Annotated in this window: 23 protein-coding genes; 6 read left to right on the plus strand and 17 right to left on the minus strand. The window is 56.9% G+C overall.

The genetic code is table 11. From position 1 onward, the window contains the following. Positions 1–46: 46 nt before the first annotated feature. The 5 genes from KUV52_RS13495 to KUV52_RS13515 all read right to left on the minus strand — a co-directional run bounded on the left by KUV52_RS13495 (position 47) and on the right by KUV52_RS13515 (position 4713). Entirely contained in the window at positions 47–499 is a 453-nt protein-coding gene (locus KUV52_RS13495) for a hypothetical protein (RefSeq protein ID WP_222526443.1), read from the minus strand. Positions 500–565: 66 nt separating this feature from the next. Continuing rightward, positions 566–1762 (minus strand): methyltransferase, encoded by a 1197-nt coding sequence (locus KUV52_RS13500; protein ID WP_222526444.1) that lies wholly within the window; start codon positions 1760–1762, stop codon positions 566–568. 45 nt (positions 1763–1807) lie between these two features. Further along, positions 1808–2935, minus strand: coding sequence for a GGDEF domain-containing protein (locus tag KUV52_RS13505; protein ID WP_222526445.1), 1128 nt, complete (start codon positions 2933–2935; stop codon positions 1808–1810). 112 nt (positions 2936–3047) lie between these two features. After that, a complete protein-coding gene (gene pssA, locus KUV52_RS13510; protein ID WP_222526446.1) occupies positions 3048–4394 on the minus strand; it encodes a CDP-diacylglycerol--serine O-phosphatidyltransferase in 1347 nt (448 codons plus the stop codon). Continuing rightward, complete coding sequence (locus KUV52_RS13515) at positions 4378–4713, minus strand: DUF1904 family protein (protein ID WP_222526447.1); 336 nt, start codon at positions 4711–4713, stop codon at positions 4378–4380. The genes pssA and KUV52_RS13515 overlap by 17 nt, the downstream gene beginning before the upstream one ends. A gap of 342 nt (positions 4714–5055) precedes the next feature. Here KUV52_RS13515 and dacB point away from each other — a divergent pair, with 342 nt between their 5' ends. The 3 genes from dacB (at position 5056) to KUV52_RS13530 (ending at position 8191) form a co-directional block, all read left to right on the plus strand. Beyond that, positions 5056–6483 carry a D-alanyl-D-alanine carboxypeptidase/D-alanyl-D-alanine-endopeptidase gene (dacB, locus tag KUV52_RS13520; protein WP_222526448.1) on the plus strand — a complete coding sequence of 476 codons (1428 nt, stop codon included), beginning with the start codon at positions 5056–5058 and terminating at the stop codon, positions 6481–6483. Further along, complete coding sequence (locus KUV52_RS13525; RefSeq protein ID WP_222526449.1) at positions 6480–7742, plus strand: hypothetical protein; 1263 nt, start codon at positions 6480–6482, stop codon at positions 7740–7742. Before dacB ends, KUV52_RS13525 begins: the two co-directional genes overlap by 4 nt. Positions 7743–7876: 134 nt before the next feature. Beyond that, positions 7877–8191, plus strand: coding sequence for a hypothetical protein (locus KUV52_RS13530; protein ID WP_222526450.1), 315 nt, complete (start codon positions 7877–7879; stop codon positions 8189–8191). A gap of 36 nt (positions 8192–8227) precedes the next feature. Here KUV52_RS13530 and KUV52_RS13535 read toward each other — a convergent pair whose 3' ends face one another. From KUV52_RS13535 to gyrA, 12 genes are all read right to left on the minus strand, one after another. Further along, complete coding sequence (locus KUV52_RS13535; RefSeq protein ID WP_222526451.1) at positions 8228–9988, minus strand: acyl-CoA dehydrogenase C-terminal domain-containing protein; 1761 nt, start codon at positions 9986–9988, stop codon at positions 8228–8230. A gap of 148 nt (positions 9989–10136) precedes the next feature. Next, positions 10137–10940, minus strand: coding sequence for an SDR family oxidoreductase (locus KUV52_RS13540; protein WP_222526452.1), 804 nt, complete (start codon positions 10938–10940; stop codon positions 10137–10139). Between the two features lie 27 nt (positions 10941–10967). Then, positions 10968–11663, minus strand: coding sequence for an orotidine-5'-phosphate decarboxylase (gene pyrF / locus KUV52_RS13545; RefSeq protein ID WP_222526453.1), 696 nt, complete (start codon positions 11661–11663; stop codon positions 10968–10970). A 14-nt stretch (positions 11664–11677) separates the two neighbouring features. After that, on the minus strand, positions 11678–12838 hold the full coding sequence (gene lapB / locus KUV52_RS13550; protein ID WP_222526454.1) for a lipopolysaccharide assembly protein LapB: 1161 nt from the start codon (positions 12836–12838) through the stop codon (positions 11678–11680). Then, complete coding sequence (locus KUV52_RS13555) at positions 12838–13107, minus strand: LapA family protein (protein ID WP_222526455.1); 270 nt, start codon at positions 13105–13107, stop codon at positions 12838–12840. Before KUV52_RS13555 ends, lapB begins: the two co-directional genes overlap by 1 nt. Before the next feature lie 114 nt (positions 13108–13221). Continuing rightward, positions 13222–13506 (minus strand): integration host factor subunit beta, encoded by a 285-nt coding sequence (gene ihfB, locus KUV52_RS13560; protein WP_222526456.1) that lies wholly within the window; start codon positions 13504–13506, stop codon positions 13222–13224. A gap of 66 nt (positions 13507–13572) precedes the next feature. Next, positions 13573–15243, minus strand: a complete 1671-nt coding sequence (rpsA, locus tag KUV52_RS13565) for a 30S ribosomal protein S1 (protein ID WP_222526457.1) — start codon at positions 15241–15243, stop codon at positions 13573–13575. 99 nt (positions 15244–15342) lie between these two features. After that, a complete protein-coding gene (gene cmk / locus KUV52_RS13570) occupies positions 15343–16029 on the minus strand; it encodes a (d)CMP kinase (protein ID WP_222526458.1) in 687 nt (228 codons plus the stop codon). A gap of 131 nt (positions 16030–16160) precedes the next feature. Next, a complete protein-coding gene (gene aroA / locus KUV52_RS13575) occupies positions 16161–17444 on the minus strand; it encodes a 3-phosphoshikimate 1-carboxyvinyltransferase (protein ID WP_222526459.1) in 1284 nt (427 codons plus the stop codon). A gap of 77 nt (positions 17445–17521) precedes the next feature. Further along, a complete protein-coding gene (gene hisC, locus KUV52_RS13580) occupies positions 17522–18619 on the minus strand; it encodes a histidinol-phosphate transaminase (RefSeq protein WP_222526460.1) in 1098 nt (365 codons plus the stop codon). 16 nt (positions 18620–18635) lie between these two features. After that, positions 18636–19715, minus strand: coding sequence for a 3-phosphoserine/phosphohydroxythreonine transaminase (serC, locus tag KUV52_RS13585; protein WP_222526461.1), 1080 nt, complete (start codon positions 19713–19715; stop codon positions 18636–18638). Positions 19716–19776: 61 nt separating this feature from the next. After that, positions 19777–22407: a DNA topoisomerase (ATP-hydrolyzing) subunit A gene (gene gyrA, locus KUV52_RS13590; protein ID WP_222526462.1), complete on the minus strand. Its 2631-nt coding sequence runs from the start codon at positions 22405–22407 to the stop codon at positions 19777–19779. A gap of 185 nt (positions 22408–22592) precedes the next feature. Here gyrA and ubiG point away from each other — a divergent pair, with 185 nt between their 5' ends. From ubiG to nrdA, 3 genes are all read left to right on the plus strand, one after another. After that, on the plus strand, positions 22593–23306 hold the full coding sequence (ubiG, locus tag KUV52_RS13595; RefSeq protein ID WP_222526463.1) for a bifunctional 2-polyprenyl-6-hydroxyphenol methylase/3-demethylubiquinol 3-O-methyltransferase UbiG: 714 nt from the start codon (positions 22593–22595) through the stop codon (positions 23304–23306). Then, positions 23306–23968: an HAD family hydrolase gene (locus KUV52_RS13600; RefSeq protein WP_222526464.1), complete on the plus strand. Its 663-nt coding sequence runs from the start codon at positions 23306–23308 to the stop codon at positions 23966–23968. Before ubiG ends, KUV52_RS13600 begins: the two co-directional genes overlap by 1 nt. A gap of 374 nt (positions 23969–24342) precedes the next feature. Beyond that, entirely contained in the window at positions 24343–26616 is a 2274-nt protein-coding gene (nrdA, locus tag KUV52_RS13605) for a class 1a ribonucleoside-diphosphate reductase subunit alpha (protein ID WP_222526465.1), read from the plus strand. Positions 26617–26622 lie beyond the last annotated feature (6 nt).

Raw genomic sequence — 26622 nt, forward strand, 5'->3', positions numbered from 1 at the left:
ATTATGGTCACCAATGTTACCTCATGGGCTTAACCGGATGCGAGGCTCAACGCAGTCGCCCGAGTGCGACCTGCCGTTTGCTGTACAGCCAAAGCATCAGCGCGACGACAAAGATGGTGGCGGTAAACGCCAGCGCGACACTGTCGCCCATCACTGCCAGACCGTCTTCAAGCACAAAGTTGTGTATCGTGGTCAACACCATGGCCAGCAGTGAGATCAGGAAGACCGGCGCCGCAGCCGCCTTTCGCATCAGCAGCAATACGGAGCCTAATACGCCGCCCCAAACCGCTATCGCCCAGGCGGTTACCACCCAGGTGGGAAACCCGTAAAAGAACGCCAGCTGCGCCTCGGTAAACTGGCTCATATATTCACTGTTTCGGGTTTGGGTCATCAGGTAATCCATCGCCCCCATTAAATTCCAAAGCAGGGAGAGGACGCCTACCACCCAGAGGTGCCACGGAGTCTTTTTGCGGGAGGGTTCGAGCAGAGAGTGGGCCATAAGCGCCTCAACCAGTTGACCTTATCTTTGCTTCAAGCTAGTTCGGGTGACGCAATGCCGCAACCCTCACAAGGCGATTCTTTCCGCTTGAATCAACAGGTTACGAGGGGTGGTCGCGCGGTCAGTAAAACGAGCTAACGTGACACGGTAGCCCTGCTCCTCAAGGTAACAAGCCCGATCCAGCACCAGATAGAGCTCAAGAGGGCGGCTGAACAGGCTACGGACCAGACTCAGTCGGCGAACCAGGTGCCAACGCTTCTGCCCTTCCTGTTCCAGACCCAGCCAATCCAGGTTGTCCGGCAGGGTGATCCCCTTCTCTCCGGCAGCCCAGTGGCAAAACGACGCAAACCCTTCGCCAAAGCGCTGCTTCTTGCAGGAGGGAACGCCTTCGTCCCTCTGCTCCGGCGCCACCTGCTCCACTAAGGCCTGATAGCCCAGACGATAACTCATCTCCTTGCCTCGGAGTCTCTGTACCCGTTTGGGGGCAGTGGCCGTCTCCTGTACCGCAATGCGTAACTCCTCCCGGGACAGCGCCAGGTTGTGTCGCTCACCGCTAATGGAAAAGGGTTGATAGAGGGCGTTACGGGTCAGGTGATAACAGCAGGGGCTGACCGTCAACGCCGCGGTACTTTGTTCCGCAGCGTGACGCAGTAGTTGACCGTGAAGATCACCGCAGGCGTGAAGTGCCACAGCGTGCTGGTTCTGTTTCACCTCCTGTGCGGCGCGATGGTCCAGCGCGTCAGCGCAAACAAAGCGCTGAGGCAATGCCGCACGATACGCCAACTTCTCACCCTCTTCACACAGCACCGCATCCCACTCCAGGCTGGTTACCTCCACCTGGTATTGCTGGCCAATCAAACGCCCGAGGTGTCCTTTACCCGCGCACCACTCAAGCACCGGGCCCTTGGGCTGCCCCATCGATGCCGTAAAGGCGGCTATCTGGGTCCACTTCCGACCGGGGATGTGGCTGAATTGGCGGTTGTCGACATTTTGAGGCAACTCAGCCTTCAGTGTGGATAACTGGCACAGTCGGATGAGTGCGTTCAGGTCAGGCAGCGACGGGGAAAAGCGCTTGGACGCTTCGGCAGGATCCTGCTCAAGCAACTCAACGGTCTCTTCATCCAGAGCAACAACCTGTTGGGCCAGGTTGGGATACGCGTTCATCCAGTCCGGGTTATGTTCGCGAAAGGGATTGGCGCGCCAGATGCTTTGGTGTTGTTCCAGCAGCAGGTGGAGTTCAGAAAAGAGGGACGCTAGTGGCATAAGGAAGGCGTTACGGAATAAAACGCCATGGTATCAAATCTCCTATTAGCCCCAAAGCACCCGGTTTCTGCCCTCCTCTTTAGCACGGTACAGCGCCTTATCGGCCCGCTTAATCACCGAACCGATGTGTTCATGCTGGCCATGGCGTTGAGCGCTACCGATGCTGATGGTTAAGGTAACGCGGGCCTCACGGATCTCTCCAGCCGGGGTTGGCTGAGTTACGGTTAGGACTCGATTCTCTACGGCAGCTCTGAGTGACTCCAGCGCTTCGTCCACCTCCTGTCTTGCTGCGCGTCTAAATACCAGGGTGAACTCTTCACCGCCGTAGCGGTACGCCCTGGCACCCTTTACCCCTCTAAGCTGGCTGGCCAAGGAGCGCAGAGCCAGATCCCCCCAGGTGTGGCCATAGGCGTCGTTAAACTGCTTAAAGTGGTCTACATCCAGCATGGCGATATGAACGCGCGGACCCGCATTCGACAAATCACCATCAAGGGTTCTGCGTGCCGGCAGACCGGTTAAGCCATCCCGGAATGCCAGCCGATAAGCGCCGTCGAAGACCACCAGTACCAAAATGGCACTGATGCCGGTATAGAGCAGAACGGCACCTGGCCAAGGCATTGGCCATCCACTGACCAACCAGGCCATCGCTCCAAGCAGTAATGGGATCAGTTCGTCCCGTTTTCCGCGCATCATCGCATTCAGATAGCGCGCCGCTGGAAGCGCAAACAGATAGTGCATCGGCGTATCCAAGAGCGACCCGCCCAGATGGGGGCGTAGCCAGTCCCAGGAAAGGTTCTGGAGCAGCAGGCACTGGGCCAGCAGCCAGGTGAACCACCCCATCAGGTAGGCGCCGTTGGCGGGGGCACCGGGCAGCAGGAGGAGATTCAGTGCCAGCAGGAGGTAGATGTTGTTGTCGCTAAGAACAAAAAAAGGTTCAAGCCCGGTAAGAGGAGACTGAAAGGGATAGGCTACCAGCAGGAGAAGACCGAGGTAGCTGTAAAAGGACAGGCGAAACCGCCAGGCCAGGCCTACAGACAACAGCAACAATCCCACCGGGATCAATTCCAGCGACAGGGCATGGTGATCCAGCTGGGCTTGCCACATCGGCAATCCCAAAACCACGGCGACCACCACAATGGCACACCATAGGATGGGGCTCAGTTCCCGAGTCATCGTGTTAAGGCAGACCTGGCAAAAAGTTTCATGGTGAGTTCACCAGTCGACCTGAACCCTCTTCATCTTGAGCTAAAAACAAAAAAAAGCGGCCAATGGCCGCTTCTCTTTTTTACAGGAGACGTTTCAACAACAGGTCCGCCTTAACCCGATTAAGCCGCTTAAGCAGCTTGGCGACCGGCGTGGGGTAATCGTCGACACTTTCCAGATCCTGGAAGTTCTCAACCCGCTTGGTGTGCTCCAGAATGCAGGCACGCTCCTCATCGAAACGGTCCTTCAGCCTCGCCTCCGGGTCGGTGATCAGCAGACCATTCTCTAGGTCCAGCGCCCAGGCGCGAGGATTAAGATTGTTGCCGGTCAGCAGATAGGCATCGTCGTCCACCTGGATGCCCTTGAGGTGGTAACTGTTATCGTTATGCCACCACAGTTGCAAATTGAGCAAGCCTGAGTCGATGGCGCGCTGATGGCGTTTAGCGAACCGCTTGAGGTTCTGCTCATACAGATAGGGCAAACCTCCAACGGGGGAAAACGGCTCATCAGGCTTAATGTAGAAGTCGTTTGCGGTCTTATCGCCCACCACGATGGTTACCCGAACACCCTGCTTCAGGAGTCGGCCGATGGTCTGAGTCAGCTGACTGGGCAGGTTGAAATACGGGGTGCAGATAAAGGCTTCCCGCTCCGCACTCTTGAGAAGGCGAACAATGGTTCGGTTTAGCAGATTACCCTGTCGCCCCAGCCCCAGTAGCGGGATAACACGCAAATCGGAATCGTCATCGCCTTTGGGTAACTGGTAGCGGGCCCGACTCAGGTGATGCTTAAACGCCTTAATCTCCCGGCGCAGTACTTTTGCGCTGGGGACCGGTGCGTGCAGCAGCGACACCACTGCCGGGCTGGCGATCAATTCATCGCGAATGAACGCCAACATGCTGTCGGCCAATTGGGCATTATGAATAAGGTGATAGCGGTCGTAACGGTAGCGCTCGCCGACGCCCATATAGACGTCATTAATGCTGGCGCCACTGTAAACCACAGTGTCATCGATCACGAATCCCTTCAGGTGCAGTACCCCTGCCCACTCACGATTCTTAACCGGCACACCGTAGATCCCGATGGAAACATCCGGGTACTCAGCGGCAGTATCACGATAGAACTGATCGTTGCCCACCTGAGGACCTTTGCCAATCAATCCGCGCTGGGCTCGATGGAAGTCCACCAGGACCTGAACATCCAACTCAGGACGCTGCTGTTTGGCCTGGTAAAGGGCATGCAGCACCTCACGGCCTGCCGCATCCTCCTGGAGGTAGAGCGCTGCGATGTAGATTCGGTGACGGGCGGACGCGATCAACTGCAACAGCCGCTCTCGGTAACAACGAGTGTCGGTGATGATCTCTACCTGCTCCGGGCTCAGACTCTGACTGGCTAGCCCGGCAAGCCAGTGATATTTAGAAGTGCTCGCCATTTTCGTAATAATGACGCTGAGACAGTGGAGATACGATCACCGCGACGTCCAGTTGCGGTGCCTGACACAATTCGCGGATAGCATTGGTGATCAAATTGGCGACCTGATCCTGCACTTCCAATCCACGATCAAACCACAACAGTTCAACCATGGGGTAGCCTCCTCCGGGTTGGCCCCGGAAAAAGAAGGTACTGGCGATGGCTTCAATGGTGATGTGATCATCCGGGCAGGCGAAAAGTTGGCTGAGAGGGTCGATAAGCACGTCGCTCAGAGCCTGGACCTGTTCAGTCGCCAGTCCACGGACTCGCAGATGGGGCATGGGTCGCTCCAATAGAATAAAAAATCTAGCGCGCTAGTTAATCAGACCCTTAGGGATTGGGCAAGGGGGGTTCCGAGCTTACGGTCGCAATGGAGGATAAATGCACCGGAAACAGCAGCAAGCCGTGACCATCGTCACGGCTTACGATATTGAGTTAACCGCTGTTTTACGCGTATTGAATTGCGATAACGGCCAACAGAACGATGGTGCCTAAAGCAAAAGCGGTACCCAGTAACGCATTACGAAGATCCGTATTCATCCCTTTTCTCCCTAATCCAAATCACCTAACCTCATTATGGACAGTGAACAACGACCATTGCAACAAAGCCATAACACACTGATATGCGACTGATCTCTACCCTTTTATTGCTTCTCTCCCCCCTCACTCTGGCTCAGCCGGCGGACTTTGCGACCCTGTTGCCCCAAGGCAGCCAACTGGGACTTGTGGTGATGAACGACCAGGGTAAGGTGATCGCGGAGCATCAAGCGGATACCTTGATGGTACCCGCCTCAACCGTAAAGCTGATCACGGCCACCGCGGCGTGGCTGACGTTGGGCGAATCCTTCCGTTACGAGACCGAATTGCGCGGGCAGGTTAATGGCGGAGCGGTCATGAGGGGCAACCTCACTTTGACGATGCGGGGCGACCCCACACTGACCCGTGCTGATCTGTTCCGTTTGATCGGCGAGTTAAGGCGCCAGGGCGTCAAGGTGATTGAGGGCGACCTGATCATCGATGGCACCGTCTTTTCCGGCTATGACCGCGCCAAAGGATGGCCCTGGGATGATCTTGGTATCTGCTTTTCCGCCCCGGCATCCGCCTACATTCTGGATCATGGCTGTGCCGATGTTCGTCTGACACTGCGTGGCGATAAAGTCGCCCTGGAAAAGCCAGCCCACCTTCCTCTCGATATCGATAACGATGTCCGTATCGGCCCTGAGACTGAGCACTGCCCGTTGGAGATGTCCCGATTAGGCGCCAACCGTTATGTCCTGTACGGCTGTACAGAGCGCAGCAAGGCGCTGTCATTGGCCATTGATGACCCCAGGTCTTACCTTCAGGCGGTGCTGCGGCAGCAGCTACTGGAGCTGGGCATTACTCTGAAAGGGGTTGTCCGGTTTGGTACCGGTGAAGGGGACGTTTTGGCCAGCCACCGCTCTGCCCCACTGCCGGATCTGATCAGGGAGTTGCTGCATGAGTCGGATAACCAGATTTCAGACTCACTGCTTCGTACCCTTGGTCAGAAGCGTTACGGGCAGGGGCGCTACGCGCTTGGCGTTGAAGCCAGCATCAATGCATTGAAACCTTTGGGCCTGGATCTTAGCGGCGCCGCCTTGATGGACGGGTCCGGCCTGTCCCGATACAACCTGTTGTCGCCGAGGCAACTGGCTGAGTTATTGATGCTTTGGCAAACCCACCCAGCCCTGAAAGGCTTATCCGATAAGCTCCCGGTCGCCGGCGTCAGCGGCACCCTGGCTCACCGCCCCGGCACGCGCGATATCAAGGGTCTGCTGCGGGGCAAAACCGGGACCTTTGGCCAGGTTGCGAATCTGGCTGGCGTTCTGGAAACGCCCAGCGGTGATCAGTGGGTCGTCGTTCAGATGGTGAATGGCATGGTGGGCCAACCGGCCCAACGACGAGCCCGTCTCGCCGAATTTGAATCACTTTGGTACCAGTGCCTGCTGAGCCGCTGCCTGCCCAGCCTTCAGGAATCGGTCGCATCCGCCGATAACCTTAAGACTCAACCGCAATGGAACTCAGGCTCATGACCGAATCCTGGCGACGGATGGCACAAACTGCTCAGGGAGAGGCGCTGGTTCAACAGGCCGCTCAAGCCTTCTACGCCGAAGGGCGGTGGCCTTTGCTTGCACTGGCTCAAAGAGAAGGAGAACACGTTCGCCTGATCTGTGTATGCCACAGTGGCCAGACGCTTGCGCCCATAGAGTATCGCCTTGAGCATTCCCCTTGCCGTTCGCTCTACCAGTCTGATCGCCCGTTGGATTCCCTTATCTTTTATCCCCAGTTAAAACACTTCTCCCAGTGGCCTCTGGCGAAACAGTTTGAGCTAGGGTGTTATCTGGGACGACGGCTGGATCTGCCCGATTCGATCGGCGAATTTCACTTGTTCATTATGGATAAGCTCAGCCGGGCGGAGCAGGAACTCCCGCGCCGACTGCTGATCACAGCCAGTGAGCGACTTTCGATGGACATCAAAAGGCAGACAGAACACCAGGAGCTTATCGCCCTTCGTCAGCTACAGCACAACAACCCGTTTGCCTTTGCCCGGCTCTGCCCTTCGGGTCGGCTGCACCAGGTCTCTGAAGGATTCGCAGAGCAGTTTGCCCGTCCTATGGATGAGCTGAACGGCGCGTTTCTCTCCGACCTGGTCGAACTTGGCCCCAACCTCGCTCTGCGGGATCTGTTGACAGCCCCCGCAGGCCTCCGTCGTCCCTGTCGGCTGAAACAACCCAATGGCCAGCTCACCCTCGTTGAACTCTCTCTTACTCCCGTAGATAGCCAATTGGGCCACCTCCTGACCCTGGTCCCTGCTCCGGAGGGACAGAACAGCGGTTTCGAACACGGCAGTCTGGGTGATGAGACCCTTCTCCATGATCGGGTCCAACATGAATTGGCCCGATTGCACCGTAACCATCAGGTTGCCGCGCTATTTTTTATCGGCGTCGAGGGACACCCTGTCAGCCAGGCGCAATGGAAAGCCCTGAATACCCTGCTGAGGCCACTTCTGCGGTCCGAGGATCTGGTTGCTCAACGGGATGAAGCCCACCTCGCGGTTCTGACGGCCTGCTTTGATAACAAGGGCCAACCGCCTCGGGAGCAGATGAACGCCATCGCTCGAAAACTCTATGATCAGTTACGTGACTGGTTGCCCCATGGCGAAGGTCAGTTGCTGTTTAAGAGCCGTTTGCTCACCGCATGGGATAAGGACCCCGCCCAGATCCTGGATCCGGAGTTAGCCACCACCTGGGTGTTACCCGATGCGGATGACGCGCGCAAAACGATCCGCTGATAGACCATAGCCAAGAAGAAATCGAACCTTTTTTTCAGGCTCTTAGTCGAGTTTTCTCTGGGTAGAGTGCGAGATCTTGTCTATACCTAAAAAACTGCATGCTGTATCGCAGTCCGAACAGGGGAGGCAATACGATGTCGATGAAGAGTGCGAAAGAGTTTGCAGTTTGGATGATCGAACGGTTTGGGGATCACCAATCTGGCGTCTATCTCAGCAAATCGGATTTGAGAGAACTGTCCGGCCGTCAAACCCTGAGACAGGACTTTATCGCTGATCTGCACTTTGAACTCACCCGGCATGGGATGGGTTTTGTCAGTGATGCGTTAAAGGAGAAGTACTACCTGTTCTATCTGCCGGAGATCCACTGGAAAGCGGTTGCTGACCGCTACGCCAATCCCAGCAATGTTCACAGCTTGGGGCGTCCAGCATTAAGCCAGCGTAACGGATGAAAAAACAGGGGGCTGGAGCCCCCCGTTTTATTTTCCTCAGAACTGGTCGTGTGGCAGGTCCATTACGCAGGATTCCGGCGCCCGGACTGACGCCAGGTGGGCATCAAAGCGAGGGAAAAGCCGACTAAAGAAGAATCGGGCCAGCGCCTGTTTGCGCTGCACGAAGGCCGGCTCCAACTGCTGTTGATCACGCTCAGCAGCGGCCACCATCTTAAGCCAGAGGTACCCATACACCGCATAACCGGTTGCATGGAGGTAGTCCACGGCCGCGGCATTGATGGCGTCCCCCAGACAGTCACGGGAGCGGAACTCTCCCGCAACTTCCAAGAGCCGGTCAAACGCCTGGTTAACCTGAGCGACCTGCTGCTGCCATTCGGGAGAGACAACCTCCAACTCCTGCTTCACCTTTTGCATCAGCGTCTTCAGCATCGCGCCCTCTTTGGGCAACACTTTACGACCGAGCAAATCCAGCGCCTGAATGCCATTGGTGCCTTCGTAGATCTGCGCAATACGCACGTCCCGCACCAACTGCTCAACGCCGGTCTCCCGGATATAGCCATGGCCACCAAACACCTGCTGTGCCGCAACGGTGCTTTCCAGTCCGGTATCGGTAAAGAAGGCCTTGGCCAGAGGGACCAGCAAGCCCACAAGGTCCGCCGCTTCACTGCTCTCTTCGTGCTTGAGCTTATCCAGGCTCTCACCGGTCAGTACCGCAAGCGCCCGGCCGGCTTCGGTCATGGACGCAATCTGCAGCAACATTCGGCGTACATCACCGTGAACGATGATGGGATCGGAGCCGTTACCCAGCCCCTGACCACTGCCCTGCCCCTGCTTACGCTCCAACGCGTAATCCCTGGCCATCTGATAGCCCGCTTCCGCACAGCCAAGGCCCTGAATGCCAATGGAAAGGCGCTCATAGTTCATCATGGTGAACATGGCTGCCAGGCCACGATTCACCTTGCCAACCAGGTAACCTTTGGCGTCATTAAAGTTGATCACGCAGGTGGCGGACGCTTTGATACCCATCTTGTGTTCGACTGAGCCACACTCAACGCCGTTGGCTTCTCCCAGAGAACCATCGTCGTTCACCTGGATTTTCGGAACCAGGAACAGGCTGAGCCCACGGGAGCCGCCAGGGGCATCCGGCAGTTTCGCCAACACCAGATGGATGACGTTTTCCGTCAGGTCATGATCGCCGCCGGTAATGAAGATCTTGGTCCCGGTAACGCGGTAGCTGCCATCTTCCTGGGGAACGGCTTTGGTGCGGATATGGCGCAGATCGGAACCTGCTTGCGGCTCGGTCATGTCCATAGCACCGGCCCACTGGCCACTGTAGAGCATCGGCAGATAGCGTTCTTTCAGCTCATCGGCACCATGGCTGGCAATACAGAGTGCGGCACCGGCGGTCAGAGAGCTGTAGAGGGCAAAGGCGTTGGACGCGCCGTAACACATCTCGTCAAACAGCACGCCGAGCATCTTGGGCATGCCCATGCCGCCATATTCCGGTTCACCACTCAAACCAACCCAACCGGATTCCGCAAAGGTTTGATAGGCCGCCTGGTAGCCTTTTGGCGTGATCACCTTGCCGTCGACCAGACGTACGCCCTCTTCATCCCCATCGCGATTCAAGGGCGCCACCAGCTCATTTGTGATCTTCGCGCCTTCGTCCAGGATGGCGACGGCAGTGTCCATGTCGACCATCTCCGCTAACGCGGGTAGCGATTGCCAGAGTTCGCTGGCCTGAAACACGTTATCCAGCAGAAACTGCATCTCCTGGATGGGCGCCTTGTAGTGCATGGGTGGCTCCTTGCAGATGTAAACGACTTTTTAAAACGGTTGTTTTAGTTTAGGGACACGAGCGCGCAGGTCAAGGCCTGCATAATGGCACAGGCCTTTTACAGGACCGGAGATCGGGGTCAAAGAAGTGGAAAAAGAAAAAGCGGCCTCAGCCGCTTTTGTTCAACCCTTGTGCCAGATGACTCATGGCAAGACTGACGCCCCCCAATGACCAGCCACCGTCGACGGGTAACACCACGCCGGTGATGTAACTGGAGAGCGGACTGCTCAGTAGCTTGGCGGCATTCGCCATATCCTGCCACTGACCAAGTCGCTGCAGAGGAACCGTGGACGCGACTTTAGCCTGCAAAGCCTCGCCCGGTGCCAGCCTGTCCATCCCTTCCGTATTGGCAATGGGTCCAGGAACCAGTGAGTTAACCCGGATCCCCTCCCTTCCCCACTCCAGCGCCAGGGTACGAGTCAGCATATCGACGCCTGCTTTGGCCGCACAGACGTGAGACTGCATCGGCATCGCCTGATACGCCTGTGGCGCAGAGATGTGGATCAGATGCCCACCAGGGCGCGTCAAATGGGGGTACCCAAAGTGGGCCACATGAAACGCACCATGAAGGTCGATCTCGGCGACCGCCTTGAACCCGTTCGGTGAGAGTGTGGCTGCGGGGGCTGGAAAGTTTCCGGCAGCGCCACTGACCAGCACATCAATGCTGTCCCAGTGCCGGGCCAGTTCAAGATACATCGCCTCAACCCGGTCGGGATCTCTGACGTCTACCTGAAAGCCAAGCGCCTCGGCAGCACCGGCCTGCTTCAGATGTTCAACAGCCGCATCAACCTTGGCTGAGTCGCGACTGGCCACCGCAACACGGGCACCCGCTTCGGCAAACCCCAGTGCGATACCGAGATTGAGTCCGGAGGTGCCGCCCACAACCAGCACTCGATGATCTTGAAATTCCATTCTGCCCTCCCTGGCCAAGGTTTGGGATCAGAGGCTGGCGTTGATCGCCTTAAGGGTCGCCAGCGGATCCTCAGATTGAGTGATTGGACGCCCAATCACCAGATAGTCACTGCCCGCCTGAATCGCTTCAGCTGGCGTCATCACACGACGCTGGTCACCCAGATCGGCACCGGCCGGGCGGATCCCCGGGGTAACCAGTTGGAAATCCTGACCCAGTTCGGCTTTGAGCATAGCCGCTTCACGGGCAGAACACACGACGCCGTCCAGGCCCGCCTGTTTCGCCAGGGAGGCCAGCGCCAATACCTGTTCGTCACCAGAGCGCTTTACACCCAGCTCCGGCAATTCCTCTTCACCCATGCTGGTCAGCACCGTTACTGCGATCAGCTTAGGCGCTTTCTCACCATAGGGCGCCAACGCCTCCTTGGCGGCTGCCATCATCTTGCTGCCACCGGTGGCATGGACGTTCACCATCCACACGCCCAGCTCTGCGGCAGCGGCAACGGCGCGAGCCACAGTGTTAGGGATATCGTGGAATTTCAGATCCAGAAAAACCTCGAACCCTTTATCGGCCAACGCTTTGACAAACTGCGGACCAAACAGGGTAAACATCTCTTTGCCCACTTTCAGGCGGCACTGGCTCGGATCAATGCGGTCAACGAACGCCATAGCGTCCTTCTCTGAGGCAAAGTCCAGGGCAACCAGAACCTTAGGATCTGAAATCATGTATCTCTCCATTATTACTCACCATCCAAGCCACGGATCCGTTTGATCTGTCCCCATGACTTGCAAGAGGGGCAATGCCAGTAAAGGGTGTGGCCGGGAAAACCACAGTTCTGACATCGATATTTGGGTCGCAGCCGGATCTGCTTTTCCACCAGATCCGACAGCAGTACCAGGCTGTCTTTTGCTTGCTCCGAGTCGACCAGGGCCAATTGCAAACGCATCAACTGATGGAACCCGCGCATGGTGGGCTGACGTTTCAACTGACTGAGGATTAACTGCTGCGCCGCATCAGCGCCCTCCTCCCGCTCAACCAGTTTAGCCAGAGCCAGCAGGATACTGACCTGGCCCTCTTTAACTAACAGGTCCTCAAGGATCTCACGATAGCGGAGCGCACGGTCTTGGCGTTGGTACGCTTCCTCAATCGGCTCCACCAGTTCCACCGCAAAGCCACCGCTCTGTTCACACAAGCGCTCAAAGGCCGCAAGTGCGTCTTTGTCCCGGCCCTCTTTCAGGGCCAGTCGTGCTAACTGCACATTGGCTCGGGCGCATTGAGGGTCTGTTTTCAGTGCTGTATTGAGGAGTTTAATAACGGTAGCGCTATCCTGCTCAATACCAGCCAGTTCGCAATAATAGTGCGCCACGGTGGGCAGCAGGGCTTTACGACTGGCGCGCTTAAATCGCTTGGCCACACGGATCGCTTTCCACCACTCTTTGGTTGCCTGGTAGATAGAAAGCAATTGACGCTCGGATTCTTCGCTGTGGTCCGGATCTTTCACCAGTTGCAGGAAGATCTCTTCGGCTCGGTCATAGAGACCGGCGGCCAGAAAGTCCTTGCCAAGTTCCATCATCGCCAGATCTCGCTGTTCAAAGCTGATATTGGGACGGGCAATCAGGTTTTGATGGATCCGGATGGAGCGGTCAACTTCGCCGCGCTTACGGAACAAGGTTCCAAGGGAAAGGTGGGTGTCGAAGGTCTCCTCATCAACCTGCAGCATGTCGATAAACAGATCCACCGCCTTATCGGGCTGGTCCGACAGCAGGAAATTGAGGCCTTCGTAGTAGTTTCGGGAAAGCTGCTGCTGGTTGTTTTGCTGCTTAATGCGAATGCTTCGCCGGCCCATGTACCAACCATAGGCTGCGGCAATGGGCAGCAGCAAAAACAGCAACTCAAGCATCAGGGCGCGTCAGCCGCCTTGACGTCATCCTTGCTGGCTTTGGGGCGCAGCTTACGGATGATCAGCTTCTGGCGAAGGATGATACCGAGGGCCAACAGCCAGCTAAGGATAAATCCGGTCAGGAAAGTCGCCCCCAACAACATGGGCAGGGAGACCTCCCCCTTGGCGATAAAATAGTTGACGGTAACGACCTGATCATTCTGGGCACCAAAGGCCATCATCAGTACGAATAACGCCGCGATCACGGCGGTGATCAAAAAGGCTTTCACACTGACCCCGCTAACTCTCTCGATAGGTTCAGACGATTATCCATTAAAAACCAGTCCCTTGCCATAAGGGGCAAAAAAAACCCCGCCAGTATGGCGGGGTTTTGTTCAGCTCACTCAGAGCGAGTCATTCACGCGTTCACGCAACTCTTTGCCGGGTTTGAAATGGGGGACGAATTTGCCACTCAATTCAACCGACTCCCCGGTTTTGGGGTTACGGCCAACTCGCGGAGCGCGGTAATGCAGAGAGAAACTTCCGAAGCCACGGATCTCGATACGATCACCATGTTCCAGAGTGGTTGCCATCTGCTCCAGCATCTCCTTAATGGCTCCCTCCACTTCCTTACCGGAAAGGTGGGACTGCTTACTGGCCAATCTTTCGATAAGTTCGGACTTAGTCATCCTCGCTCTCCTGCAAGCCAATTGCTGTCACCATCAGGGGAGGTTTCCCTCCCCTCATTGCGGCGATCAGTCGTTACGGGCAGCCTTGAAGGCTTCAGCCATGGCGCTGGAGAACACAGTTTCTTCTTGCTGGTTCAGAGCGTCGATGGCTTCTTTCTCTTCCGCTTCGTCCTTAGCTTTGATGGACAGGCTGATGTTGCGGTTCTTGCGGTCTACACCCATGAACTTAGCTTCAACAGACTCACCAACGCTCAGTACGGTGGAAGCGTCTTCGATACGGTCACGAGAGATGTCAGCTACACGGATGTAGCCTTCGATGTTCTCGCCCAGCTCTACAGTGGCGCCTTTGGCGTCAACAGCAGTGATGGTACCAATAACAATAGCACCTTTCTTGTTGTCGGACAGGTACTTGTTGAACGGGTCTTCTTCGATCTGCTTAACGCCCAGGGAGATGCGCTCACGCTCAGGGTCTACAGACAGTACAACGGCAGAGATTTCTTCGCCTTTCTTGTACTCGCGAACCGCGTCTTCACCAGTGGAGTTCCAGGAGATGTCGGACAGGTGAACCAGACCGTCGATGCCGCCTTCCAGGCCGATGAAGATACCGAAGTCAGTGATGGACTTGATCTTACCGGATACCTTGTCGCCCTTGTTGAAGTTGCGAGCAAACTCTTCCCACGGGTTAGCTTTACACTGCTTCAGACCCAGGGAGATACGACGACGCTCTTCGTCGATGTCCAGAACCATAACTTCAACAGAGTCACCCAGGTTAACAACCTTGGACGGGTGGATGTTCTTGTTGGTCCAATCCATCTCGGAAACGTGTACCAGACCTTCAACGCCTTCTTCGATTTCAACGAAGCAGCCGTAGTCAGTCAGGTTGGTTACGCGACCGGTCAGCTTGGCGCCTTCCGGGTAACGCGCAGCGATGGATACCCACGGATCTTCGCCCAGTTGCTTCAGGCCCAGGGATACACGAGTGCGCTCGCGATCGAACTTCAGAACCTTAACGTTGATCTCGTCGCCAACATTCACGATTTCGCTCGGGTGCTTAACGCGCTTCCAAGCCATATCGGTGATGTGCAGCAGGCCGTCAACGCCGCCCAGATCTACGAACGCGCCGTAGTCGGTCAGGTTCTTAACGATACCTTTAACTTCCTGACCTTCAGCCAGGTTCTCCAGCAGCTGCTCACGCTCAACGCTGTTCTCAGACTCGATAACCGCACGACGAGAAACAACAACGTTGTTGCGCTTCTGGTCCAGCTTGATCACCTTGAATTCCAGGTCTTTGCCTTCCAGGTGAGTGGTATCACGCACCGGACGAACGTCAACCAGGGAGCCCGGCAGGAACGCACGGATGCCTTCCAGCTCAACGGTGAAGCCGCCTTTGACCTTACCGTTGATAACACCGATAACGGTCTCTTGCTCTTCAGCAGCTTTTTCCAGACGTACCCAAGCTTCGTGACGCTTGGCTTTTTCGCGAGACAGCTGGGTCTCACCGAAACCGTCTTCAACGGCGTCCAGAGCTACATCAACTTCAGAGCCGACTTCGATTTCCAGCTCGCCTTTGGCGTTCTTGAACTGTTCGGCCGGGATCGCGCTTTCGGATTTCAGGCCAGCGTCAACCAGAACGATGCCGTTCTCGATGGCGATTACAGTACCCTTAACGATGGAACCCGGACGGGTTTCCAGGCTCTGCAGGGACTCTTCAAACAGTTGAGCAAATGATTCAGTCATGTAAATTTAAGTTTCAATAGGTCGTCCACGTTCATCCTGATCGTGGGGTAGTTGCCTTTAGTTCGCAGCGTCCTGCCGCAAACACCAAAATGGACCGCCCTATTTGGGCTGGTCCAAACTTGTCACCACGTGGCTCAGCACCGCATCAAGTACCTGATCGATGCTCATCCCCGTGGTATCAATCTCGAGCGCGTCTTCAGCAGGCTTCAACGGGGCCACAGCCCGGTTGGAATCCCGCTCATCGCGTTCACGTATCTCGCCTAAAAGGCGGTCAATGCTAACATCATAGCCCTTTTCCTTCAACTGGGCGTAGCGGCGTTCTGCACGCTCCTCCGCACTCGCAGTCAGGAAAATCTTGGCTTGGGCAGTCGGGAAAACCACGGTGCCCATATCTCGGCCATCGGCAATCAGTCCAGGTTGTTCGCGAAACGCCCGCTGACGACGCAGCAGTGCTTCTCGAACCCGCGGCAAAGCGGCCACTTTGGACGCCGCATCCGCGCACTCCTGAGAGCGGATCGCCTTAGACACCGCTTCGCCTTCCAACACCACTTTGACGCCGTCATCACTCGGATGGAATTGAACATCCAGGTGGGCGGCAAGCAGCGAAAGCGCTTCTTCGTTGTCCAGTTCCACATCATGGTGGATGGCAGCCAGAGCCAGAACCCGGTAAATCGCACCGGAGTCGAGAAGGTGCCAGCCGAGCTTGTTTGCCAGCAGTTGGCAGATGGTGCCTTTACCGGCCCCGCTGGGGCCGTCAATGGTAATAACCGGTGCCTGATCAGGCATAGTTATCCTCCGGAATTCTGTACATGCCGACCTGTTAATGCAATGCGCCCGGCCGGCTGGGCGAGCGCATTATACACGAGTTCAAACAGATAGCAGCGCCTGTGCCGATCTTCGGCGCAATTTCTTGCGCGTCAGCGACAGAGACTGGCTAAGCGGTCGAAGTAGTCCGGAAAGGTTTTCGCCGTACAATCGGGGTCGTTGATGGTGACCGGGACACCACCGACCGCCAACAGCGAAAAACACATCGCAATCCGGTGATCATTGTAGGTGTCAATTGCGGCATGCTGCAGAGAATCGACCGGTTCAACCCGAAGATAGTCGTTCCCCTCCTCAACAATGGCGCCGACTTTCTTAAGCTCGGTGGCCATCGCCGCCAAACGGTCGGTTTCCTTAACCCGCCAGTTGTAGACGTTACGGATGGTGGTCGGCCCCTCGGCAAACAAAGCGGTGGTAGCGATGGTCATGGCGGCATCGGGGATATGGTTCATGTCCATATCGATCCCTTTCAGGCTACCGCGACGTGCAGTGATGCTTTCATCTTGCCATTCGATCTCCGCGCCCATCGCCGCTAAGGCATCCGCAAAGTATTTGTCCCCCTGCAGGCTCATGCGGCCCACTCCATGTACGGTGATCGGCCCTCCACCAATGGCGGCTGCAGCGAGGAAGTAGGACGCGGATGAGGCGTCTCCCTCAACCAGGAACCGTCCCGGGCTGGTATAACGCTGACCGGCGGCAATATGGAACTGACGATATTCGCGGTTTTCCACTTCAACGCCAAAACGGGCCATCAACGCCAGTGTGATGTCGATATAGGGCTTGGAAACCAGGTCGCCCTCAACATCAATTGTCAGGCTGTCCTGACACAGCGGAGCAACCATCAGCAGGGCGGTCAGGAACTGAGATGAGATGGAACCGTCGATACTGACACGGCCTCCGCTTAATTGGCCAGCGTGGATTTTCAGGGGTGGAAAGCCGTCCGCCTCCAGATATTCGATCTCCGCACCGAGCGGGCGGAGCGCATCCACCAGGTGGCCGATGGGACGCTCTTTCATCCGCGGCTCACCGGTCAGGATGTAATCGCCCTGCCCCACCACCAGTGCGGCACACAAAGGGCGCATTGCGGTACCGGCATTACCGAGAAACAGTTCCAATGCTTCGGCACCGCGAGCCACAGGTCCCCCCTGGCCGTGCACCAGGATCTCACCGCTCTTTTCATCCCACTGATACGCCACCCCCAGTTGCTTGAGTGCATTCAACATATGCCGAATGTCGTCAGAATCGAGCAGGTTTGTCAGTGTGGTATCACCTTCCGCCAGGGCAGCCAGCAGCAGTGCACGGTTGGAGATGCTCTTGGAGCCCGGGAGGTAGACGTCACCCTGGACGTGGGAGATAGGGGAAAGCGGTAACTGTTTCATGGTACTCCAAAACAAAAAGCGGAAGCCGAAGCTTCCGCATAATGGCCCGAAGCCACCTAGATGTCCATACGGACGGCTTAGCGCTGAGCCAGTACCACGTCCATGGCCGCCATAAAGCGGGTGTTTTCCGCTTCGGTACCGATGCTGACCCGTAGGTGGTTCGGCATGCCATAGCCCGCGATGGGCCGCACAATGACGCCCTGATGCAACAGCGCCTGATAGATGGCATTCGCGTCACCCACCTCAACGGTAATGAAGTTACCAACGCTGGGAATGTAGGGCAGCGCGCGCTCCTTAAAGTAGGACTCCAGACGCGCCATCTCTTTCTGATTCAGGGCAATGCCCGCTTCAAGGTATTGGGTGTCGTCCAGTACCGCAGTGGCTGCTGCCAGGGCCAGACTGTTGCAGTTGAAAGGCTCTCGAACCCGGTTGAGCAGGTCCGCGATATCGGCGCTGGTTAACGCGTACCCCACCCGCAAGCCTGCCAGCCCGTAGGCCTTAGAGAAGGTGCGGCTGATGATCAGATTGGGGTAACGGTTAAGCCATTGGTGGGTTTCCCCACGCTGCTCCGGCTTAACGTACTCGTAGTACGCTTCATCAAGCACCACCAGAACATTGGACGGCACCTTGGCCAGGAAGGCTTCAATCGCCTCCGGCTGCAGGTAGGTGCCGGTCGGGTTGTTGGGGTTGGCGATGCAGATCAGTCGGGTCTTGTCGTTAACGCGGGCCAGCATCCCTTCCAGGTCATGTCCCCACGCTTTGGAGGCGACGGGTACTGCGGTGGCGCCTACAGACTGGGTCAGCAGCGCGTAGACGATAAAGGCATGCTTATCGAAGATCACTTCACTGTCCGGACTCACAAAAGTGCGGAACAGGATCTCCAGCACTTCATTAGAGCCATTCCCCAAGGTGACCTGCTCGGCCGTTACTTGCCAGCGTTCAGCCAGTTTCTGCTTCAGGTAGAAGCCATTGGCGTCGGGATAACGCGTCAGCTCTGCCGTCGCGGCTTCGATCGCCGTTTTGGCCAGAGGGCTGAGACCCAGAGGGTTCTCATTGGACGCCAGTTTGACGATGTCCTGAATGCCGAGCTCCCGCTCCAACTCTTCGACCGGCTTGCCGGGCTGGTAGGGGTGCAGGCCCAGAACGCCCCGGTTGGCCAGGGTCTTAATATCCATATTGATGATCCTTTGCTTATGCTCTTCCCGCCTCAGCATGAGTGCGGGCAAACTCATCCATAAACCGAACCAAGGCGTCAACTCCCGCCTCGGGCATGGCGTTGTAGATGCTGGCGCGCATACCTCCAACCATACGGTGTCCTTTCAGGGCTTTGAGCCCGGAGGCTTCCGCTTCAGCCAGAAAGCGCTGGTCCAACTGCGCATCGTGCAACTGGAATGTAACATTCATCTCGGAGCGATGGCCCGGGGCAACCCGGTTTTGGTAGAAGTCGCTGCCGTCAATAAAGTCATACAGCTTGTTAGCCTTAGCCCGGTTGCGGGCCGCCATCTCGGCCACCCCGCCCTGCTGCTTCAACCATTGAAACACCTCACCCGCCAGATACCAGGCAAAGGTGGGCGGGGTGTTGTACATGGAGTCGTGCTGGGCCGCGAGGGTGTAGTCCAGAATGGCTGGACACTTGGGATCGGCGTGGCCCAGCAGGTCACGACGGACAATCACCAGAGTCAGACCCGCCGGCCCAATGTTCTTCTGTGCTCCGGCATACAACAAGGCGAACCGTGACACATCCAGCTCTCGGCCGAGAATGCAGGAGGAGAGATCCGCCACCAGCGGGGCCTGCACTTCCGGGATCTCAAACATCGCCACTCCATCCACGGTTTCATTCGGACAGTAGTGCACGTAGGTATAGCCTGCGGTGTCCGGGATCCGGGAAAGATCCAGAGTTTGGGATTCGCAGCGCAGATCGAGGCGGTCGATCTCCCCGTATTTTTCAGCTTCTTCCGCCGCCGCTACGGACCATTGCCCGGTTTCCAGATAGAGTGCCTTACCCTGCCCCAACAGGTTCATCGGAATGGCGGAGAACTGTCCGCGAGCACCACCATGCAGAAAGAGCACGGCGTAGTTGTCCGGTATGCCCATCAACTCCCGCAGGTCCTGCTCTGCTCTTTCAGCAACGGCCATATAGTCGCTGCTGCGGTGGGAGAGCTCCATCACGGAGACACCCAGTCCCTGGTAGTCGCAGAACTCCTGCTGCGCCTTACGCATGACTGCGGTCGGCAACATCGCCGGACCGGCACAAAAGTTATATATGGTCACGTACTATTCCCTCTGAATAAAAAACGGGCGCCTCATCAGAGGCGCCCGTCTTCAATGTTGCTTATTCGTCGGCGCCCGTATCTTCGGTCTCGCCAGACTGGCTCTCGGCCGGGCTGTCCGCGGTGCTTTCGCCTTCCGCACCCTCTTCGAGCAATGCCTCATCCACCTCGACTTCGTCGATGCGCTCAAGGCCCACAACCTGCTCGTCTTCTGCGGTACGGATCAGGCGAACACCCTGGGTGTTTCGACCGACTTCGGACACTTCAGAAACGCGGGTTCGCACCAGGGTGCCACGGTTGGTGATAAGCATGATCTCATCATTCTCACCCACCTGAACGGCACCGACCACCAAACCATTACGCTCGCTCACCTTAATGGAGATTACCCCTTTGGTGGCACGGCTCTTGGTCGGGTACTCCTCCTGCGGCGTACGCTTACCAAAGCCGTTTTCGGTCACGGTCAGGATGGCGCCATCGTCGCGAGGCACGATAAGGGAAACCACTCGGTCGCTGCCTTCCAGGTTGATACCGCGAACACCGGTTGCGGTACGACCCATGGAACGAACCTGGTCTTCGTTGAAGCGCACCACTTTGCCGGCGTCGGAGAACAGCATCACTTCGTTGTCACCTTCGGTGATATCAACGCCGATAAGCTGATCGTCATCTGCCAGGTTAATGGCACGGATTCCGGAAGAAAGCGGACGGCTGTAGGCGTTCAACGCGGTCTTCTTAACGGTGCCCTTCGCAGTCGCAAACAGGATGTACTTATCTGCGGAGTACTCCTCTACCGGTAGGATGGCGGTGATACGCTCACCTTCGCTCAGCGGCAACAGGTTCACGATCGGACGGCCACGGGCAGTACGGCTGGCCAGCGGCAGCTGGAACACCCGCATCCAGTACACTTTACCGATGGAGGAGAAGCAGAGGATGGTGTCGTGAGTATTGGCCACCAGCAGACGCTCAATGAAGTCTTCATCCTTCATCTTGGTCGCGGACTTGCCTTTACCACCACGACGCTGGGCTTCGTAGTCACTCAGAGGCTGGTACTTCACGTAGCCCTGGTGAGACAGGGTCACAACCACATCTTCCTGGGTGATCAGATCTTCCATGGAGATGTCGGCGGAAGCGGCGCTGATCTCGGTCATGCGATCGTCACCATACTGCGCTTTCACTTGCTCCAGCTCTTCACGGATCACTTCCATCAGACGAGCGGTAGAACCCAGGATGTGTAGCAGCTCAGCAATCTGTTCGAGCAGCGCCTTGTACTCGTCCAGGATGGACTCGTGCTCCAGACCGGTCAGCTTGTGCAGACGCAGGTCCAGGATCGCCTTGGCCTGCTCCAGAGTCAGGTAGTATTTACCGTCACGGATGCCGAACTCCGGAGTCAGCCACTCGGGACGGGCAGCGTCATCGCCCGCTTTCTCCAGCATGCCGGCTACGTTACCCAGATCCCAACCACGGGACAGCAGCGCTTCGCGGGCTTCGGCCGGAGTCGGAGACTGACGAATCAGTTCGATCACCGGGTCGATATTGGCCAGGGCAATCGCCAGACCTTCAAGGATGTGCGCGCGGTCGCGAGCCTTACGCAGCTCATAAACGGTACGGCGGGTCACCACTTCACGGCGGTGACGGATGAAGGCTTCCAGCATCTCCTTCAGGTTGAACACTTTCGGCTGGCCGTTGGCCAGAGCCACCATGTTCATCCCGAATACGGTCTGCATCTGGGTCTGAGCGTACAGGTTGTTCAGCACCACTTCCGGCACTTCACCACGCTTCAGCTCAATCACGATGCGCATGCCGTCCTTATCGGACTCATCACGCAGACCGCTGATGCCTTCAATCTTCTTGTCTTTGACCAGCTCAGCGATCTTCTCGATCAGACGCGCTTTGTTTACCTGGTAGGGGATCTCGTTGACGATGATCGCTTCGCGACCATTCTTGTCGGTCTCCACCTCGGTTTTGGCACGAACATAGATCTTGCCACGACCGGTGCGGTAGGCGTCAAAGATGCCTTTACGGCCATTGATGATACCGCCAGTGGGGAAATCGGGACCGGGGATGATCTCGATCAGTTCATCAATGGTGGCGTGTTCGTTGTCGATCAGGTGCAGACAGCCGTCCACCACTTCGGTGAGGTTGTGGGGCGGGATATTGGTGGCCATACCCACGGCGATACCGGAGGCGCCGTTTACCAAAAGGTTGGGTACCTTGGTCGGCAGTACCGCTGGGATCTGCTCGGTGCCATCGTAGTTCGGCACATAATCGACGGTCTCTTTGTCCAGGTCCGCCAGCAGTTCGTGAGCAATGCGGTCCATGCGCACTTCGGTATAACGCATCGCTGCGGCGGAGTCACCGTCCACGGAACCGAAGTTACCCTGACCATCTACCAGGGTGTATCGCAGAGAGAATGGCTGAGCCATACGGACGATGGTGTCATATACCGCGCTGTCACCGTGCGGGTGGTACTTACCAATTACATCCCCGACCACACGGGCGGACTTCTTGTAAGGCTTATTCCAGTCGTTGCTCAGTTCGTTCATCGCGAACAGAACGCGACGGTGAACCGGCTTAAGGCCATCACGAACATCCGGCAAAGCCCGCCCAACGATTACGCTCATCGCGTAATCCAGGTAGGAGCTTTTTAGTTCTTCTTCGATGTTAATCGGCGTGATTTCTGTAGCCTGATCAGTCATAGAAACTAAATTCCCTCACAGCGCCCGCCACGACGGCAGTCGCCCCGGTCTTACCGGAAAAAACAGTGATTTGGCATTCTAACACAAGCCACCGTCAATAGAAGCGCACAAACATGGTTTCGCTGCAGCCCCCGCCATGGCTATAATCGAGCCCAGTCAGAGCCTGCCAGAAAGCGGATAAATAGATGTATAACAACGCAAATGTGGATCCTTCCGAAGTCGCTAAGTTTGAACAACTTGCAGCAACCTGGTGGGATCCCGAAGGCCACTCCGGCCCCCTTCACAAACTCAACCCCCTGCGAACCGCTTATATTGAGCGTCACGCCGACGGGCTTTTTGGTAAAAAAGTGGTCGATGTGGGTTGTGGTGGCGGCTTGCTCAGTGAGGCTATGGCCAAACTGGGCGCCCGGGTTACCGGTCTGGATATGGGCGAAGAACCTCTTGAAGTCGCTCGTCTTCACGCCCTGGAAAGCGGCGTAGATGTGGATTACCTGCAGGCCACGGCTGAACAGCATGCCGCAGATTATGCCGATCAGTATGATGTGGTGACCTGTATGGAGATGATTGAGCATGTGCCGGATCCGGGTTCCGTCATTCACGCCTGCGCCGAACTGGTTGCGCCTGGTGGTCACCTCTACCTTTCCACCATTAACAAGACGCCGCTGGCTTACCTCACCACCATTGTGGGTGCAGAACAGGTGCTCAAGGTGCTGCCGAAGGGCACCCACGACTACAACAAGTATCTGCGTCCGTCGCAGCTGATCGCCTGGTGCGAACAGGCCGGTTTGAAGGTCCGCCATGCTGATGGCGTTCGCTACAACCCTCTGACCCAGACTTTCAGCATGACCTCCTCCATGGCGGTCAACTACATGATTCACGCATACAAGCCGGAGGCCTGATGTCGATTCAGGGGGTTTTGTTTGATCTTGACGGCACTCTGCTGGATACGGCGCTGGATCTCGGCGCCGCCGCCAACCGTGCCCTCGCCCGCTACGGCTATCCGCCGTTATCCGATGAGCACGCCTACCAATACAGCTCCCACGGCAGCCGGGGCCTGCTTCAGGCCGCACTGGGACCACTGTTCGAGCGCACCGACTATCACCCCCTGAAAGACGCCTTACTGGACGCCTACCTGGCTTCACTGTGTGTCCACACTCGTCCCTATGATGGCATCCATGAGCTGTTGACCCGGCTCGATGCACAGGCAGTGCCCTGGGGCATTGTGACCAATAAGCCCGGCTGGCTGACGGATCCGCTGCTGGCACAGTTGCCTCTGTTCGCCAGCAGTCGCATCAACGTCAGTGGTGACACCTTCGACGTATCGAAACCTCATCCCAAGCCTCTCCTGGCCGCCGCCGAATCTCTGCAAGTCGATCCCGGCGGTATCCTTTATGTCGGCGATGCCGAGCGGGATATGCAGGCAGCTCAAAGCGCCGGTATGAGAGGGTGTGTCGCACTCTGGGGGTATTTGAGGCCAGAAGACAGCCCTCTGGAATGGCCCGCCGAGTGGTTTTGTGACTCACCCTATTCGCTGGTAAACAAGCTCGGCTTTAATGAGTGAGAAATACGCAAACGATCCACTGGATCGTTTTTTTTTGCCAGGGCATTCCCAAGCGGGAAAAAGGTGTGCTAGGGAAGACATTGCGCCCTATAGCGCCCTTGCAGGGTTAGGCGCTACTAACCCCTTTGCTTTGGCCTCAGCTTACCCACAATTTTGTCCACAGCCCGCCCTCTTGAACCCACCCCGAAACCGCCCTATCTTGTAGTCATCAAATGACGGTCACCTATATGTTGTGGTGACCAGAACATCAAACACACTAGTCGGCACCGCAGTTTGGATGCCTCTTCACCTAGGCTGGGTTGAAGAGCCTTCGTTCCGAACGCACGCCGCTTTTTTGTGTTTTAAGGGCTAAACCACGGACCAGAGCACAGGGCATGAACAGTAACCTACTCGTGACGAAACGAGACGGTCGGAAGGAACCGATCGATCTCGAAAAGATCCACCGCGTCATCTATTGGGCCGCAATGGGGCTTGATAATGTTTCCGTATCCCAAGTGGAGTTGGCGGCACAGATCCACCTCTACGAGGGGATCGAAACCGAGGCCATTCACGAGACCCTGATCAAGGCCGCCGCCGACCTGATCAGCGCAGAGAATCCGGACTACCAGTACCTGGCTGCCCGTCTTGCGGTGTTCCACCTGCGAAAGAAAGCGTTTGGTCAGTTTGAGCCGCCCCACCTCTATGATCATGTGGTCAAGATGGTGGAGACCCGTCGTTACGATGAACACCTGCTGGCGGACTACTCCCGTCAGGAGTTCGATGAACTGAACGCCTACATCGATCACTGGCGTGATATGAAGTTCTCCTACGCCGCCATCAAGCAGATGGAAGGCAAGTACCTGGTGCAAAACCGGGTAACCGGCGAGGTGTACGAGAGCGCCCAGTTCCTCTACATGCTGGTTGCCGCCTGCCTGTTTGCCGATTACCCCAAGGATGTGCGTCTCGAGTACGTTAAGCGCTTCTATGACGCCACCTCCAAGTTCAAGATCTCCCTGCCCACTCCGATCATGAGCGGTGTGCGTACCCCGACCCGTCAGTTCAGCTCCTGCGTACTGATTGAGTGTGGTGACAGCCTGGATTCCATCAGCGCCACCTCCACCTCCATCGTGAAGTATGTGAGCCAGCGTGCGGGTATCGGCATCAACGCCGGCCGCATCCGCGCTCTGGGTAGCCCGATCCGGGGTGGCGAAGCGTTCCATACCGGTATGCTGCCGTTCCTGAAGCACTTCCAGACCGCGGTGAAATCCTGCTCCCAGGGTGGCGTTCGTGGCGGTGCAGCCACTCTGTTCTACCCGCTGTGGCACCTTGAGGTTGAGGACCTGCTGGTTCTGAAGAACAACCGCGGTACCGAAGCCAACCGTATCCGCCATATGGACTACGGCGTGCAGATCAACCGCACCCTCTATCAGCGTCTGATTGAGGGCGGCGAGATCACCCTGTTCTCCCCCTCTGACGTACCTGGCCTGTATGACGCCTTCTTTGCCGATCAGGACGAGTTTGAGCGCCTGTATACCCAGTACGAGCAAGACGATTCCATTCGTAAGAAGCGCGTTAAAGCGATCACCCTGTTCAGCCTGATGATGCAGGAGCGCGCCTCCACCGGACGCATCTATATCCAGCATGTGGATCACTGCAACACCCACAGCCCCTTCGATCCGAAAGTGGCGCCGGTGAAGCAATCCAACCTGTGTCTGGAGATCGCCCTGCCCACCAAGCCGCTTACCCACCCCGAGGATGAGAATGGTGAGATCGCCCTGTGTACGCTCTCAGCCTTTAACCTGGGTGCCATTGAGGAGTTGAGTGAACTGGAAGAGCTGGCGGATCTGGCCGTACGCGCCCTGGACAGCCTGCTGGACTATCAGGACTACCCCATCAAGGCCGCCAAGATCAGCACCATGAACCGCCGCACACTGGGGATCGGTGTGATCAACTTCGCCTACTACCTGGCTAAGAACGGTGTTCGCTACTCCGATGGCAGTGGTAACAACCTGACTCACCGTACCTTCGAAGCGATTCAGTACTACCTGCTGAAGGCCTCTGTTGGTCTGGCCAAAGAGAAAGGCGCCTGCCCGGCCTTTAACGAAACCACCTACAGCCAGGGCATCCTGCCCATCGACACCTATAAGTCGTCCCTGGACGCCATCTGTGATGAGCCGCTGCACCTGGATTGGGATGCGCTGCGTGCTGAGATTCTTGAGCATGGCCTGCGTAACTCGACGTTGTCCGCGCTGATGCCCTCTGAGACCTCCAGTCAGATCTCCAATGCCACCAACGGCATTGAGCCGCCCCGTGGTCTGGTGAGCGTGAAGGGCTCCAAAGATGGGGTGATGAAGCAAGTGGTGCCTGGCATCGAAACCCTGCGTGACAAGTACGAGCTGCTTTGGACCATTCCGAGCAACACCGGCTATCTGCAACTGGTTGGCCTGATGCAGAAGTTTGTGGACCAGGCGATCTCCGCCAACACCAACTACGACCCCAGCCGCTACGAAGGCAATAAGATGCCGATGAAGCTGTTGCTCCAGGACCTGATGCTGGCGTACAAGTACGGTCTGAAGACCCTCTACTACCAGAACACCCGTGATGGCCAATCCGATAGCCAGAGCAAGGCTGACGATAACGACTGCGCCGGCGGCGCCTGTAAGATCTAAGGGACA

It is taken from the genome of Ferrimonas balearica (genome assembly GCF_019802055.1).
Classification (GTDB): domain Bacteria; phylum Pseudomonadota; class Gammaproteobacteria; order Enterobacterales; family Shewanellaceae; genus Ferrimonas; species Ferrimonas balearica_A.